The sequence below is a fragment of the Roseomonas sp. TS2 genome, from assembly GCF_058833935.1.
In genome coordinates, this window is the sequence record NZ_JCACVY010000037.1 from 15,194 (window position 1) to 28,768 (window position 13,575).

General features: G+C 70.7%; 17 protein-coding genes. 11 read left to right on the plus strand and 6 right to left on the minus strand.

Features of this window, described 5'->3' with window-relative positions; translation table 11 throughout:
* Positions 1-8: 8 nt before the first annotated feature.
* The 4 genes from ACZJYS_RS08765 to ACZJYS_RS08780 form a co-directional block, all read right to left on the minus strand.
* The gene (locus ACZJYS_RS08765; RefSeq protein WP_493177266.1) at positions 9-791 is read right to left on the minus strand and encodes a M48 family metalloprotease; all 783 of its coding nucleotides are present in this window, start codon (positions 789-791) and stop codon (positions 9-11) included.
* A 71-nt stretch (positions 792-862) separates the two neighbouring features.
* Entirely contained in the window at positions 863-1,108 is a 246-nt protein-coding gene (locus ACZJYS_RS08770; RefSeq protein ID WP_109516185.1) for a DUF3297 family protein, read from the minus strand.
* A 124-nt stretch (positions 1,109-1,232) separates the two neighbouring features.
* Positions 1,233-2,066: a sugar phosphate isomerase/epimerase family protein gene (locus ACZJYS_RS08775; protein WP_109516184.1), complete on the minus strand. Its 834-nt coding sequence runs from the start codon at positions 2,064-2,066 to the stop codon at positions 1,233-1,235.
* On the minus strand, positions 2,057-2,878 hold the full coding sequence (locus tag ACZJYS_RS08780) for a GntR family transcriptional regulator (protein WP_493177269.1): 822 nt from the start codon (positions 2,876-2,878) through the stop codon (positions 2,057-2,059). The genes ACZJYS_RS08775 and ACZJYS_RS08780 overlap by 10 nt, the downstream gene beginning before the upstream one ends.
* A gap of 212 nt (positions 2,879-3,090) precedes the next feature.
* Between ACZJYS_RS08780 and ACZJYS_RS08785 the strand changes: the two genes are divergently transcribed.
* The 9 genes from ACZJYS_RS08785 to ACZJYS_RS08825 all read left to right on the plus strand — a co-directional run bounded on the left by ACZJYS_RS08785 (position 3,091) and on the right by ACZJYS_RS08825 (position 12,068).
* Positions 3,091-3,900 (plus strand): enoyl-CoA hydratase, encoded by an 810-nt coding sequence (locus ACZJYS_RS08785; protein WP_493177271.1) that lies wholly within the window; start codon positions 3,091-3,093, stop codon positions 3,898-3,900.
* A 184-nt stretch (positions 3,901-4,084) separates the two neighbouring features.
* Positions 4,085-5,140, plus strand: coding sequence for an ABC transporter substrate-binding protein (locus tag ACZJYS_RS08790; protein WP_109516182.1), 1,056 nt, complete (start codon positions 4,085-4,087; stop codon positions 5,138-5,140).
* 68 nt (positions 5,141-5,208) lie between these two features.
* Positions 5,209-6,267, plus strand: coding sequence for an ABC transporter substrate-binding protein (locus ACZJYS_RS08795; RefSeq protein ID WP_493177274.1), 1,059 nt, complete (start codon positions 5,209-5,211; stop codon positions 6,265-6,267).
* 34 nt (positions 6,268-6,301) lie between these two features.
* Positions 6,302-8,050, plus strand: a complete 1,749-nt coding sequence (locus tag ACZJYS_RS08800; protein ID WP_493177276.1) for an ABC transporter permease — start codon at positions 6,302-6,304, stop codon at positions 8,048-8,050.
* Between the two features lie 5 nt (positions 8,051-8,055).
* A complete protein-coding gene (locus ACZJYS_RS08805; RefSeq protein WP_493177278.1) occupies positions 8,056-9,129 on the plus strand; it encodes an ABC transporter ATP-binding protein in 1,074 nt (357 codons plus the stop codon).
* Positions 9,130-9,176: 47 nt separating this feature from the next.
* Positions 9,177-9,893, plus strand: coding sequence for an FkbM family methyltransferase (locus ACZJYS_RS08810; RefSeq protein WP_493177280.1), 717 nt, complete (start codon positions 9,177-9,179; stop codon positions 9,891-9,893).
* Between the two features lie 72 nt (positions 9,894-9,965).
* Entirely contained in the window at positions 9,966-11,087 is a 1,122-nt protein-coding gene (locus ACZJYS_RS08815) for a hypothetical protein (RefSeq protein ID WP_379649331.1), read from the plus strand.
* A gap of 128 nt (positions 11,088-11,215) precedes the next feature.
* Positions 11,216-11,626, plus strand: a complete 411-nt coding sequence (locus tag ACZJYS_RS08820) for a hypothetical protein (protein WP_109516176.1) — start codon at positions 11,216-11,218, stop codon at positions 11,624-11,626.
* A gap of 10 nt (positions 11,627-11,636) precedes the next feature.
* A complete protein-coding gene (locus ACZJYS_RS08825) occupies positions 11,637-12,068 on the plus strand; it encodes a secondary thiamine-phosphate synthase enzyme YjbQ (protein ID WP_109516175.1) in 432 nt (143 codons plus the stop codon).
* A gap of 10 nt (positions 12,069-12,078) precedes the next feature.
* On the opposite strand, the gene ACZJYS_RS08830 is transcribed toward ACZJYS_RS08825, so the two are convergent.
* On the minus strand, positions 12,079-12,501 hold the full coding sequence (locus ACZJYS_RS08830) for a DUF4112 domain-containing protein (protein WP_379633304.1): 423 nt from the start codon (positions 12,499-12,501) through the stop codon (positions 12,079-12,081).
* Positions 12,502-12,697: 196 nt separating this feature from the next.
* On the opposite strand from ACZJYS_RS08830, the gene ACZJYS_RS08835 reads away from it, so the two are divergent.
* Complete coding sequence (locus tag ACZJYS_RS08835) at positions 12,698-13,171, plus strand: hypothetical protein (protein WP_379633306.1); 474 nt, start codon at positions 12,698-12,700, stop codon at positions 13,169-13,171.
* 2 nt (positions 13,172-13,173) lie between these two features.
* Positions 13,174-13,305, plus strand: coding sequence for a hypothetical protein (locus ACZJYS_RS08840; protein WP_281262096.1), 132 nt, complete (start codon positions 13,174-13,176; stop codon positions 13,303-13,305).
* A gap of 8 nt (positions 13,306-13,313) precedes the next feature.
* On the opposite strand, the gene ACZJYS_RS08845 is transcribed toward ACZJYS_RS08840, so the two are convergent.
* A partial coding sequence (locus ACZJYS_RS08845; protein WP_493177283.1) for a hypothetical protein occupies positions 13,314-13,575 on the minus strand: 262 nt, incomplete at its 5' end.

Below are 13,575 nucleotides of genomic sequence, written 5' to 3' on the forward strand. Positions count from 1 at the left end.
GGCGGCCTTCAGCGGCGCGGCGCCAGGCGCCAGTTGCTGGCCCGCAGCTCCTCCACCGCCCCGTCGAAGGAGGCGATGCGGTCCGGACCGGCGGGGTGGGTGGAGAGGCGGCTCGTCTCCGTCCGGCCGGAGAGGCGGGCCAGGGTGAGCAGCATGTCCCGCGCCTCGCCGATGTCGTAGCCGGCGCGGTGCAGGATGGCGGCGCCCAGCACGTCTGCCTCCCGCTCCTGCGCCTTGCTGTAGGAGATGACGCCGAGCTGCGCGCCGACGCCGGAGGCGGTCTGCGCCAGCTGCCCGGTCTCCAGCCCCGCATAGGCGCCGGCCAGCGAGGCCAGGATGCCGCCCAGCGCCGCCCCCGCCTGGGCGCGGTTCTGGGTGGAGCGGACATGGTCGGCGGCGTGGTGCGCCATCTCGTGCGCCACGACGAAGGCGACCTCGGCGTCGTTGCGGGCATAGTCGGCCACGCCGCGCTGCACGACGATGACGCCCTCGCCGGTGGCGGCGGCATTCAGGTCGGTGCTGGGGTCGTAGACGAAGCGCCATTCGCAGCCGGCGCCGCGGCCGATCTCCTGGCACACGGCGGTGCCGGCCGGCGCCAGGCGCCGGGCCACGCGGGTGATGGCCGCCTTGGCCTCATCCTCGGAGAGGTTGCGACGGCCTGGCGCCGCCCCCTGGCCGATCTCCGACGCCGCCGCCTGCAGCCCCGCCGGCGTCGCCACCGGCACCTCGTAGACGGCCTGCGCGCAGGCGAGCAGCGGCAGGCAGAGCAGCAGCGGGAGGGCAGGGCGCATGGTCATGTCCTTCGGCGGTGTCGGGGAAAGGGAGCGGAGGGCGGCGGAAGAGCCGGGGGCCGGCCGCCGCCTCAGCCGGCGTCGCGGAAGTAGGGCTCGACCGTGCCCTGGAGCTTCATGGTCATCGGGTTGCCCTTGCGGTCCACCGAATTGCCGAGGGTCAGGCGCACCCAGCCCTCGCTGACGCAATACTCGTCCACATTGTTCTTCTCGACGCCCTTGAAGCGGACGCCCACGCCGCGCTCGATGGCGGCGGCGTCGTAATGGGGGCTCTTCGGGTTGCTGGAGAGGCGGTCGGGCGGGGTGTCGGTGCTCATGCTGAGGCCTTGTGCTGGGTCGGCGGGCAGGCGCCGCCGCGCGGTGGGTGATACCCAACCGCGCGGCGCTTTGCCAACCGCCCCCAGGAATGGCTCCTGCGCAGGCTCGGGAATGGGCCAGGCCTCAGGTGACCGGGGCGCCGGCCTCCCGTGCCATGGCCACCATGTCGTGCCGGGCCTTCTGCATGTCGTCCAGCGTGCCGAAGGCGTTCATGTAGTGGCCCTTGAAGCCGCGCCGCTCCAGGAGCGCGAACATCGCGCCGAAGTCGAAATCGCCCTGGCCGGGCAGCAGGTGCTGCTCATGCCCGTTGCGGAAGCAGTCGGCCAGCCGCACCTCCGCCACGCGCTCCAGCGGGATGGCGTCGACGAAGCCCTCCACCCCGTCCGGCATCAGATGTGCGTGATTGGCGGTGAAGGAGAGCGCGAAGGCCGGCGAGTTGATCCGGTCGTAGTAGTAGCGCCACTCCTCGATGGTGTGCGCCAGGTAGTGCACCTCGGCGTCCTCGGGCTCCTTGTTGAGGTTCTCCAGCAGCAGCAGCGCGCCGCGCTCCTCGGCATGGCCCACCATGCGCTTCAGGCGCTCGAGCCCCGCCTCCATGCGCGGCTTCACGTCGGCGGTGAAGTGGTAGCCCGCATGCACCACGATCCATTCCGCGCCCAGCTTCGGCGCAAGGTCGATATAGGCGCGCATGTAGGCATCCACCGCCTCCGACAGGAAGGGCGAGTATTCCGCCACGTTCACCGCCGAGAGGGTGTGCAGGCCGAGCGTCACGCCGCGCCGCGCCGCCTGCTCGCGGATCGCGGCGGCGCGCGCGTCGTCGAACTCGTTCACCCGGTTGGCGCCGGTGTCGAGCTGGATGTCGATGTAGCGGACCTGGTTCTCGGCCGCCCAGTCGATGGCGTCCTCCAGCCGCAGGCGGCGGCCGATATCGACGCCGATCCGGTCAATCAGCAGCATGGCGTTTCCTTCCCGTTGTGCTGTTCATGGGGCGTGTCGGTGGTCTCCGCCGCCGCGTTGCCCTGCGCGATGGCGGCCAGGTAGCGGGCCCGGCCGGCGCGCGTGTGCGCCTCCGCGTGGCGCCGCGCCGGCTCGGCCTTTCCGGCCAGGATGCTGGCCAGCAGGCGATGGTGTTCGGCATTGGCCACCCGCATGTTGCCGGCGGCGTCGAAGGAGCGGCGGCGCAGCAGCAGCAGCTTGCGCGTGTGCTCCAGATAGACGGCCTGCAGCGGCTGGTTGCCGCAGAGGCCGACGATCTGCTGGTGGAACAGCGCGTTGTCGGTGAAGAAGGCCTCGAGCGCACCCTGTTCCACGGCGTGGTCCATGCGCGCCACCGTCGCGCGTAGCGCGCCGGCCTCCGGGCCGTCGCGCCGGCCCTTCAGCCTCTCGGCCAGCAGCGCGGCGGCATGGCCGAACAGCACTGCGTTCAGCTCGTAGATCTGCGCCGCCTCCTCCATCCCGAGGCTGCGGACGAAGGCGCCGCGGTTGAGGATGACGGTGACGAGGCCATCCTTCTCCAGCGCACGCGCCGCCTCGCGCACCGGGCCGCGGCTGACGCCGAGCTGCGCCGCCAGCGCCACCTCGTTCAGCCGCGCCCCGGGGGGCAGCGCACCGCTTTCGATCAACCGTTCCAGCGCCGCCTGCACGCTGCGGCCCAGCGGCTGCCGTGCCGCGATGCGTGCCCGCAGCGCCGAGACGCCGCTGTCCTGGCCTTGGGCCTCGCCGGTGGATGCCAGGACCGCGTCCGGGCCGGTGGCCTCTCGCTGCGACATGGGCGCTTCCTCTCCCGCATGTTCGGGCGGTGTTTATTGTTTACAGCCTGCATGGGCGGTGACAAGCTTCCTCTCCAGGAGAGGAACGAACCGAAAGCGCGGATCGCCACCAGGGCGGCCGGTGCCATACGCCGCCCCGCTGGTCTCCGGCCCGGCGCCTTTCCCCCGACGCGCGTGACCGCATCTGGCATTGCAGCAAGGCCCGGCATTCCATGAACATCCAGTTTTCCCCCGACGCCGCCAACAAGATCCTCACCCGCAAGCAGGACGGCATCGGCTGGCTGACCATCAACCAGCCGGAGAAGCGCAACGCCATCTCGCTCGCCATGTGGGACGCGATCGCCGCCGCGGCCGATGACTTCGCCGCCGACGACGCGGTGCGCGTGGTGGTGATGCACGGCGCGGGCGGCAAGGCCTTCGCCTCCGGCGCCGACATCAGCGAGTTCGACCGCGTGCGCGCCGATGCGGCGGCGCAGCAGGAATATGGCCGCCGCAGCGGCGAGGCGCGCCGCAGGCTCGAAGGGCTGCGCAAGCCGCTGATCGCGATGATCCAGGGCTTCTGCATCGGCGGCGGCTACGCCACGGCGCTGATGGCCGATCTGCGCATCGCCTCGGCCGACAGCCGCTTCGGCATTCCCGCCGCGAAGCTCGGCATCGCCTATGGCTATGAGAGCCTCTCGCGCCTGGTGGCGCTGGCGGGGCCGGCCATGGCCAAGGAGATCCTGTTCACCGGCCGCCAGCTCGACGCCGCGGAGGCGCTGGCCTGCGGGCTGGTCAACCGCGTGGTGCCGCCCGAGGCGCTGGAGGCCACCGTGACCGAGCTGGCGTTGCAGATCGCGCGCAACGCGCCGCTCTCGGTGGAGGCGTCGAAGGTGGCGATCGACCAGATCGCCGGCGACCCGATGGCGCGCGACACCGCGCTGGTGGAGCAGCTGAACCGCGCCTGCTTCGACAGCGCCGACTACGCCGAGGGCCGCCGCGCCTTCCAGGAGAAGCGGCCGCCCGCCTTCACCGGGCGCTGAACTGTTTCCCCGGCCCAAGGGCCAGGAAGCTGTCGTCCCCGGCCCAAGGGCCGGGAAGCTGTCGTCCCCGGCCCAAAGGCCGGGAAGCTGTTGACCCCCGGCCCAAGGGCCGGGCTGGCACCGAGCGGGGCGCGCAAGGCGGACGCAGAGCCGCCACCCCGCCGTGACAAGGGAGGAAATGACGATGATGATCCTGAACAGGCGCCTGATGCTGGGGCTCGCCGCCGGTGGCGCCATGGCGCGCCTCGCCCCCGCGGCGGCGCAGGAGCTGCGGCCGCACGAGAAGGAGCTCTACGAGGCGGCGAAGCGGGAAGGGCAGATCACCTGGTACACCGGCCAGTACCAGGCCGAGCCCTCGCAGGCGATCGGGCGCGGCTTCACCGAGCGCTTCCCCGGCATCACCGTCAACGTGGTGCGCAGCACCTCGCAGGTGGCGTTCCAGCGGCTGGCGCAGGACATGCGCGCCGGCGTCGCGCAATGCGACGTGTTCAGCTCCACCGACCACAGCCACGCCGCCTACCTGAAGCGGCAGGGCCGGCTGATGCCCTACAAGCCGCACAATGCGGAGGGGCTGATCCGCGCCGCGAAGGAGGCGGGCGACCCGGACGGGCACTTCCAGGTCACCTATCTCGGCCTGTTCCTGATGGCGCGGCGCAGCACGGACGTCTCGGAGGCCGAGGCGCCGAAGAGCTGGAAGGAGCTGACCGACCCGAAATGGCGCGGCCGGATCGCCGTCGGCCATCCGGGCTACAGCGGCGCCATCACCTCCTGGTGCCTGGCGATGCGCGAGAAGTACGGCTGGGACTACTTCAAGGCGCTGGAGAAGAACCAGCCGCAGATCGGCCGCTCCAGCGCCGACCCGGTGACGATGCTGAACGCGGGGGAGCGGCAGATCGGCGCCGCCATCCCCTCCGCCACCACGCTGCTGTCCATCTCGCGCGGCAACCCGATCACGCTGATCTATCCGACGGACGGCACGCTGATGGTGCCGGCACCGAGCGGCGCGCTGAAGGACGCGCCGCACCCGAACGCCGCCAGGCTGTTCATGGAGTTCATGACCAGCCCGACCTACTACGCCGTGACCCGGCCCTTCTTCAGCGAGTCGCTGCGCCCCGAGGTGCCGCCGCCCCCCGGTTCCCGCCCGCTCGACGAGGTGCCGCTGATCACCGCCGATCCCAAGGCGCTGGAACGGGACGGGCAGGAGGTGAAGGAACTCTGGCGCGACACCTTCGGCGTCTGATCTGATGACCCCCCCGGTGCAACGACGCCGGGGCGGACTGCCAAGAAGCAATGAGAGGGAGAGAGACGATGCAAGGGATCAGCCGGCGTGGCCTGTTGGCCAGTGCCGCCATCATCGGCAGCGGCGGCGCCGCGATGCGCGCCGCCGCCCAGGACCTGCCGGCGCATGAGCGCGAGCTGTACGAGGCCGCGAAGCGGGAAGGCCAGGTCACCTGGTATTCCGGCCAGCAGAGCGCCGAGACCTCCGAGGCGGTGGGCCGCGCCTTCGGCGAGCGCTACCCGGGCGTGCATGTCAACGTGGTGCGCAGCACCTCGCAGGTGGCGTTCCAGCGGCTTTCGCAGGACATCCGCGCGGGCGTGGCGCAGTGCGACGTGTTCAGCTCGGTCGACTACAGCCACTCCACCTTCCTCAAGCGGCAGGGGCGGCTGATGGCCTACACCCCGCAGAACGCCGCCGGCCTGCTGGAGTTCGCCCGCAAGGCCGGCGACCCGGAGGGCCATTTCCATGTCTTCTACATCGGCGTGCACCTGCTCTCCCGCCACACCGGGCAGGTGCCGGCGGCGGAGGCGCCGAAGAGCTGGCAGGACCTGCTGGACCCGAAGTGGCGCGGCAAGATGGCGGTGGGCCACCCGGGCTTCAGCGGTGCCATCGGCGCCTGGGCCGTGCTGATGCGCAAGATGTATGGCTGGGAGTACTTCACCAAGCTGGAGAAGAACCGGCCGCAGATCGGCCGCTCCAGCATCGACCCCGTGACGGCGCTGAACGCGGGCGAGCGCAGCATCGGCGTCGCCGTGCCCTCGGCCACCGCGCTGCTGTCGATCTCGCGCGGCAATCCGCAGGAGCTGATCTACCCGACCGACGGCACGGTGGTGGTGCCCTCGCCGAGCTGCATCCAGAAGAACGCGCCACACCCGAACGCGGCGAAGCTGTTCATGGAATTCGCCACCGGCCCGGAATACTTCCGTGTCACCCGCAAGTACTTCTCGGAATCCCTGCGCGGCGACGTGCCGCCGCCCGAGGGCGCGAAGCCGCTCGAATCCATCAAGATCATCATGCCCACGCCGCAGGAGATCGAGACCGGGGTGACGGAGGTGAAGGAACAATGGCGCGACACCTTCGGCATCTGAACACGCACACCAACCGCGAGGGAGAGGCGACCGCATGACGGATTCCGCCGCCATCCTGCCCAAGCCCGCCGCGCTGGAGGCGCGGCGGCCAGGGTTGCTCAGGCGCCTGCGCTACCTGGAGCCCTCCAACCTGCTCTGGGTCCTGCTGGTGGCCACGCTGCTGTTCCTGGTGGCGGTGCCGATCGGCAAGCTGCTGGTTGTCTCCTTCGAGGAGCAGGGCACCGGCGCCTTCACCCTCTCCAACTACGCCACCGCCTATGGCCGCGTGCGCTACCTGGAGGCGCTCGGCAACTCGCTGATGCTGGGCGCGCTCTCCTCCTTCTTCTCGGTGATCTTCGCGGTGCCGATGGCCTGGGCGGTCTCGCGCACCGACATGCCGGGCAAGGGCTTCACCTGGGCGATGGTGATGGGCGCCTTCATCATGCCGCCCTATCTCGGCGCGGTGGGCTGGATCCTGCTGGCGGGGCCGAATTCCGGCTTCCTCAACCAGGCCTGGACCTGGCTGACGGGCATAGAATCGCCGCTGGTCAACGTCTACAGCTTCGCCGGGCTCGCCCTCGTCATCGCGCTGCACTCCTTCCCGCTGATCTTCATCTTCGTGAAGTCGGCGCTCGACCTGATCTCCTCGGAGATGGAGGACGCCGCCAACATCCTCGGCGCCGGCACCTGGACGGCGATGCGCAAGGTGACGCTGCCGCTGGTCTGGCCCGCCGTGCTGGGCGGCATCATCGTGGTGTTCCTGGAGACGGTGGCGCTGTTCGGCACGCCGGCCATCATCGGCATCCCGGCGCGCATCAACGTCGTCACCACGCAGCTCTGGCAGTTCTTCGAGTATCCGGTGCGGGTGGAGGTGGCGGCGGCCTACGCCATGCCGCTGCTGCTCATCACCATCGGCATGATCGCGGTGCAGAAGCTGCTGCTGGCGCGCAAGGGCTTCGTCTCGCAGACCGGCAAGGGCGGCGAGCGGCGGCCGATCCGCCTCGGCGGCTGGCGCTGGGCGGTGCTCGGCTACTGCGTCTTCGTCGGCGCGCTCTCGGTGCTGATGCCGCTGGTGGTGCTCTTGCAGGCCTCCTTCGCCAAGGCCTGGGGGCGCGGCCTCTCGTTCGCCAACCTGACGCTGGACAACTACGCCTACCTGCTGTTCCGGCACGAGATGGCGCTCACCTCGATCTGGAATACGCTGTGGTTCTCGGCCGCCTCGGCGACGGCTGCGGTGATCATCGCGGTGCTGGTGGCCTACATCGTGGCGCGGCGGCTGGTGCCCTTCGGCTCGGCGCTGGGCTTCCTGGCCATGGCGCCCTTCGTCATCCCCGGCATCGTCATGGCGATCGGCTTCTACGCCGCCTACGCGGCGCCGCCGGTGGCGCTCTACGGCACGGCGCTGATCATCATCCTGGCCTTCACCGCGCGCTTCCTGCCCATCGCCTTCGCCAACTCCTCCGCCGCGGTGCGCGCCGTGCACCCGGAGATGGAGGAGGCCTCGCGCATCCTGGGCGGCGGGCGGCTGCTGACCATCCGGCGCATCACCGCGCCGCTGATCAGCCGCAGCCTCATCGGCGGCTGGCTGATCGTCTTCATCGTCGCCTCGCGCGAGCTGTCGGCGGCGGTGTTCCTGGTGGGGCCGCGCACGCGCACCATGTCGGTGCTGCTCTACGACCTCAGCGAGGCCGGCAATTTCGAGGTGCTGGCGGCCTTCGGCGGGCTGCTGCTCGCCATCACGCTCATTCTCGTCGCCATCGGCATGAAGCTGGCCGGCCGCGACTTCATGCTGCGGAGGAACTGAGAGACATGCCCCGTCTGACGCTCAAGGGCCTCGGCAAGGCCTATGGCCCGCTCAAGGTGGTGAACGATGTGGACCTGACGCTGGAGGAGGGGGAGTTCGTCTCCCTCCTCGGCCCCTCGGGCTGCGGCAAGACGACGACGCTGCGCATGATCGCGGGCTTCATCGAGCCGACCGAGGGCAGCATCAGCATGAATGGCGAGGTGCTCTCCGCCCCCGGCGCCGTGCTGCCGCCGGAGCGGCGCCGCATGTCGATGATCTTCCAGAGCTACGCCATCTGGCCGAACATGACGGTGGCGGAGAATGTCGGCTTCGGGCTGAAGCTGCAGAAGCTGCCCTCCGCCGAGGTGAAGTCGCGCATCGGCCGCATCCTGGAGGTGGTGAAGATGAGCCACCTGGCGGACCGCTACCCCTCCGAGCTCTCCGGCGGGCAGCAGCAGCGCGTGGCGCTGGCTCGCGCCATCGTGGTGCAGCCCTCCGTGCTGCTGCTCGACGAGCCGCTCTCCAATCTCGACGCCAACCTGCGCGAGGAGATGCGCTTCGAGATCCGCCGCCTGCACGACGAGTTCCGCATCACCACCGTCTATGTCACGCACGACCAGTCGGAGGCGATGGCGACGGCCGACCGCATCGCGGTGATGAATGCCGGGCGCATCGAGCAGGTGGACGCGCCGCACCTGATCTATACGCGGCCGCGCACGCGCTTCGTCGCCGCCTTCATCGGCCGCACCAACCTGCTGGAGGGGCGGCTGGCGAATGGCGAGATCGGGCTGGACGGCTTCGCCCTGCGCGCGGCGCAGCTCGGCGGCGCGCCGCCGGATTCGGCGCGGCCCATCCTGCTCTCCGTGCGGCCGCAGAGCATGGCGCTGCACCGCACCCAGCCCGCCGCGCGCGACGGCTACCCGCTGCTGCCCGCCACCGTGGCCCAGCGCACCTATCTGGGCGAATCCTGGGACTATGTCGTGCACCCGCGGGAGAGCGGGCTGCAGCTGCGCGTGATGGCGCCGCCCCTGCAGGTGCACGAGGTGGGCGAGACGGTCTGGCTGGAGTTCGACCCGCAGCAGATCGCCGTGGTCAACTGAAGGGGAGGGCGGTGGCCGCCGGGCCGCCGCCATGGCCTTCTGCGCCGATGGACGAGCTCACCTTCCTCACGCGGCTGCACCGGCCGGGACTGATCGTCGATGTCGGTGCGCATGACGGGCTGCTGACCCTGCCGCTGGCGCGGCTGCCGGGCGCGCGGGTGCTGGCCTTCGAGCCCCTGCCGCAGGCCCATGCGCGCCTCGCGCGCGCCTGCGCCGGGCTCGGCAACGTCACGCTGCGGCGGGAGGCGCTCTCCGACGCCCCCGGCACGCTGGAGCTGGCGCTGCCGGTGCTGGACGGCGTGCCGCAGGAGCAGTGGGCCTCCACCGTGAAATCCTACGCCGGCTATGGAGCGCGCATCGGCACGCAGCGCGTCGCGGTGCCCGCCATCACGCTGGACAGCCTGGTGCTGGCGGAGATGGCCGCGCTCAAGATCGACGCCGAGGGCGCCGAGTACGAGGTGCTGCGCGGCGCACGGCAGACGCTGCGCCGCTGCCGCCCCCTGCTGACGCTGGAGCTGGAGGAACGGCATCGTGAAGGCGCGACCTGGGCGGTGCCGGCCTTCCTCGACGGGCTGGATTACCACACGGCCTTCCATCTGGATGGCGCTTGGCACCCCATCGCGGCGCTGGACCGGCCCCGCATGCACCGCGCCAGCCCTGACCCTTCGGTCTTCGGCGCGGCCTCGGAGCGGTACGTGTTCACCTTCTTCGCCTGGCCCCGCGAGCGGGATGCCGAGGTCCGCGCCCGTGTGACGACTGCGTAACAGCCTGGCCGAAAAAGAAACCGCCTCCGCTTCTGGCCGTTTTCCTGCGCGGACGAAGAAGGAGAAACGCCAATGGCTATCATCCAGGGCACTGAGGGCAACGACGACCTCGTTTCCCCCAATTCGCGCGAGAACGACATCATCGTCGCGCTCGGGGGCAATGACCGTGTCGAGGCCCGTGGCGGCGATGACCTGATCTACCCGGGCCTCGGCAATGACCGCATCGAGGGCGGCGATGGCCGGGACACCGTCCGCGTCGGCGGCGATATCGCCCAGTGGGAGGTCTACCGCTACGAGGATGAAGGCATCCTGCGCGGCCCTGAGGGAGTGAAGAGCCTTCTGGACGTCGAGGGGCTGGAGTTCGCCGACAATCCCGGCACCTATGAGCTCGACGATTTCAACGAATTCTTCGCCTACACCTATCTGGCGTCGAATCTGGACGTGGCCGACGCGCTGGGCGTGAACCCGGACGCGGCGTGGGACCACTTCCGCGATTTCGGCTCCGTAGAGGGCCGCCAGCTCAGCTTTGACGGCAATGCCTATCTGGCCGCCAACCCGGATGTATTGGCGAACGAGGATTTCGGCGCCAATTCCGACCAGGGCGGCGCGCGCCACTATCTGGCCGCCGGCCGCGCCGAGGGCCGCCCGACCGACTTCGCGGGTCTCTCCTACATCGCCAGCCACGAGGATCTGATCAGCGCCTTCGGCGTGAATGAGGCGCTCGGCACGGAGCACTATGTGCAGAACGGCTTCAATGAGGGCCGGGCCATCAGCTTCGACGGCCTCGACTACGTCGCCAGCTACGGCGACCTGATCGATGCCTTCAAGGGCGCCGGTGGCGCGATGGCGATCGAGGATGCGGGCGCGGCCCACTACATCCAGAATGGCCGCGCCGAGGAGCGTACCGTCGGCTTCGACGGGCTGCAGTATGTGGCCAGCCACACCGACCTGATCGAGGCCTTCCGCGGCGGCAATGGCGCCGAGGCCTATGCCGATGCCGGTGCGCTGCACTACATCCAGAACGGCTACGCCGAGGAGCGCGTGGTCGACCAGTTCAACGAGGCCAGCTACGCCGCTGCGAACATGGACCTGGCCTCGGCGGGCGTGACCTCGGCCGATGCCCTGGCGGCCCACTGGATCCAGTACGGCCTCGCCGAGGGCCGGACCGGCGCCTACGATCCGGTCGTCGCCTGACGCGGACAGGGAGAGCCCGGGCCGGGCTCTTCCGCACCGGGCCGGCATCCTTGCGATGCCGGCCTTTTTCATGCCTGCGCGGCATCCCCTCTCTCGCCTTCCGGCGCGTGGCGGGTATAGCGGAAGACATGATCCAGCCTCGCACCGCCCCCGCCGCACTGCCGCATCGCCGGCTGGCGGCCGCCATCGCCGAGCTGCACCGCAGCCTGCTGAACGCCCAGGCCTCCGGCTCCCCCGCGGCCGGCAATCCCTATGCCCTGCTGCAGGCGGTGATGCACGACCCCGCCTTCCTCTGGCTGCGCCGGCTGAGCGACCTGATCCTGGCGATCGACGAGGCCGGCGCGAAGGGCGCCACCCCTTCGCCGGAGGCGATGCAGGGCTTCCTGTCCCGCGCCACCGGCCTGGTGGAGGAGGGCGATGGCGAGGCGGCGGAGATCCGGCAGAAGATGGGCGGCTTCCTGCTGCGCCCGGATGTGGCCGCCGCGCATGCGAAGCTGCGGGCCGTGCTGGCCGAGCTGCGCGCCCAGCGGCCGCACTGAGCCGCGCGCCATGCGGCAGCACAGCCACCGCCTGGAGGTCGCCACCCGCGGGCGCGGCCTGCGCGACATCACCGCGCCGCTCTGCGGCTGGGTGGCGGAATGCGGCATCGGCACCGGCCTGCTGACAATCTGGTGCCGCCATACCTCCGCCTCGCTGCTGGTGCAGGAAAATGCCTCGCCCGAGGTGCTGCAGGACCTGGAGGATTTCCTCGGCCGCCTGGTGCCGGATGGCGATGCCATGGCCTACCGGCATGACGAGGAGGGGCCGGACGACATGCCCGCGCATCTGCGGGCCGTGCTGACCCAGACGCAGCTTTCCATCCCCGTGCTGGAGGGGAAGCCGGTGCTGGGCCGCTGGCAGGCCGTCTATCTCTGCGAGCACCGCACCCGGCCGCACCGGCGGGAGCTGGTGCTGCACCTGCTGGGCACCCCCGCCGGCTGACGGCCGGGCCTCAGCCCGGCGGCAAGCGGCGCGGTGGCGGCCTGTCCGGCGAGGGCATGTCCAGCGGGGGGCTGTCGAGCGGGCGGTCCAGGTGCTCGCGCAGCAGCCGCATGTTGCGCAGATTGGCGCGGTAGAACACGTCCCCCGCCCAGCCGACCACCGGCACCGCGCTGATCAGCGTGTCGAGGCCGAGATGGCCCAGCATCCGCAGCAGCGTGGGCAATGGTACGCCGAGCCGCCGCGCCTCCCACAGCAGGTAGACCGACACCCCCTTGGAGGCCAGCAGGCCCAGGCCGGGCACCAGGTTCAGCACCGGATCGGCGCCGAAGCGGATGTTGGTGAGGGGAAGGCGCCAGCGGCTGTCCAGCAGGCGGGCGACGGCCTCCAGGCGGCGGCGGGTGGCATCGGTGTCGGCGTCTGTGCGAGGTGGCATGGCAGGGGCCTTGGCAGCGTCTGGAGAGGGAACGCGGGGGCAGGCGTTCCGTCCCCTCCCGCCGGTGGCGATGCACGCCGGGGCTGTGGCGGAGTGCGCCGCCACCCCTTTCCCGCGTGCGTGATCGTTCGAACAAAAGAAGAACATTGCCCCGCTCCCGACCGCATGGCACACCAAGGCAGGACGGGAGGAGGGCATGGAAAATCTGGCGCGCTGGACCCTGGCCCAGACTTTTGGACTGCTGGGCACACTGGCGGTGATCTTCCGCGACAATTACCGCTCTCCCCTGCCGGTGCTGGAGCTGGGCGAAATGCTCGTGCGCTTCGGCCCGCAGGCCTCGGCGCTGGGGCTGCTGCTAGCGCTGTGGCCGGTCTCGGACCTGGTGTTCCGCGCCTGCGCACCGGACCGTGCCTGGCAGTGCGCGGGGGCCTTCAACCGCTGGGCGGTGGCGCTGCTGCTGTTCTTCCTCTGCGCCCATGCGGCGGTGCTGGGGCTGGTGGCGATGTCGGACCCCGCCCTGCTGGCGCGCGCCGTGCGCCCGGCGCTGCGGAGCGCCTATGGGGCGGCGCTGTTGGCCACGGCGCTGCTGTCCCTGGCTTATGTGCTGAGGCTGGAATTCACATTGTGGAAGGCGCATGATCAGGCGATGAGGAACGATCGCCAAGGCTGAGCATGGGGGGGCAGGACATCCTCGCCGCCCTGATCTGGGGTGCCAGCCTGCTCGGTCTCGGGCTGGGCGGCTATGGGGTGGCGCGCTACGGGCTGGGCCTCTGGCGTATCTCGCGCGGCCGCCGCCGGCGCTGAGGCGCGCCTCAGTCCCGCCGCCGCCGGCCGATCAGCCGCGCCACCAGCATCAGCATGCCGCCGGCGACGATGAGGCCGGCCGTGCCCGGGCTCTGTTCCACCGTCTCCAGCAGCATGGCCGGGATCCAGAGCAGGGTGTCCCAGCCCAGCACATGCGCGGCGATGCCCAGCGCCACCAGCAGGCTGCCCAGAAACCAGAGCTGTGACGCCATCCGTCCGTGTTCCGCCTGATCCGTGCGGCGGCCGGCCGGCACCATGCCGGGCCGTGCC

Bases quoted from the DNA above. Each gene is read 5' to 3' on its own strand.
- ACZJYS_RS08765 (WP_493177266.1), bottom strand. From the start codon at position 791: ATGCGCCCTGCCCTCCCGCTGCTGCTCTGCCTGCCGCTGCTCGCCTGC.
- ACZJYS_RS08770 (WP_109516185.1), bottom strand. From the start codon at position 1,108: ATGAGCACCGACACCCCGCCCGACCGCCTCTCCAGCAACCCGAAGAGC.
- ACZJYS_RS08775 (WP_109516184.1), bottom strand. From the start codon at position 2,066: ATGCTGCTGATTGACCGGATCGGCGTCGATATCGGCCGCCGCCTGCGG.
- ACZJYS_RS08780 (WP_493177269.1), bottom strand. From the start codon at position 2,878: ATGTCGCAGCGAGAGGCCACCGGCCCGGACGCGGTCCTGGCATCCACC.
- ACZJYS_RS08785 (WP_493177271.1), top strand. From the start codon at position 3,091: ATGAACATCCAGTTTTCCCCCGACGCCGCCAACAAGATCCTCACCCGC.
- ACZJYS_RS08790 (WP_109516182.1), top strand. From the start codon at position 4,085: ATGATGATCCTGAACAGGCGCCTGATGCTGGGGCTCGCCGCCGGTGGC.
- ACZJYS_RS08795 (WP_493177274.1), top strand. From the start codon at position 5,209: ATGCAAGGGATCAGCCGGCGTGGCCTGTTGGCCAGTGCCGCCATCATC.
- ACZJYS_RS08800 (WP_493177276.1), top strand. From the start codon at position 6,302: ATGACGGATTCCGCCGCCATCCTGCCCAAGCCCGCCGCGCTGGAGGCG.
- ACZJYS_RS08805 (WP_493177278.1), top strand. From the start codon at position 8,056: ATGCCCCGTCTGACGCTCAAGGGCCTCGGCAAGGCCTATGGCCCGCTC.
- ACZJYS_RS08810 (WP_493177280.1), top strand. From the start codon at position 9,177: ATGGACGAGCTCACCTTCCTCACGCGGCTGCACCGGCCGGGACTGATC.
- ACZJYS_RS08815 (WP_379649331.1), top strand. From the start codon at position 9,966: ATGGCTATCATCCAGGGCACTGAGGGCAACGACGACCTCGTTTCCCCC.
- ACZJYS_RS08820 (WP_109516176.1), top strand. From the start codon at position 11,216: ATGATCCAGCCTCGCACCGCCCCCGCCGCACTGCCGCATCGCCGGCTG.
- ACZJYS_RS08825 (WP_109516175.1), top strand. From the start codon at position 11,637: ATGCGGCAGCACAGCCACCGCCTGGAGGTCGCCACCCGCGGGCGCGGC.
- ACZJYS_RS08830 (WP_379633304.1), bottom strand. From the start codon at position 12,501: ATGCCACCTCGCACAGACGCCGACACCGATGCCACCCGCCGCCGCCTG.
- ACZJYS_RS08835 (WP_379633306.1), top strand. From the start codon at position 12,698: ATGGAAAATCTGGCGCGCTGGACCCTGGCCCAGACTTTTGGACTGCTG.
- ACZJYS_RS08840 (WP_281262096.1), top strand. From the start codon at position 13,174: ATGGGGGGGCAGGACATCCTCGCCGCCCTGATCTGGGGTGCCAGCCTG.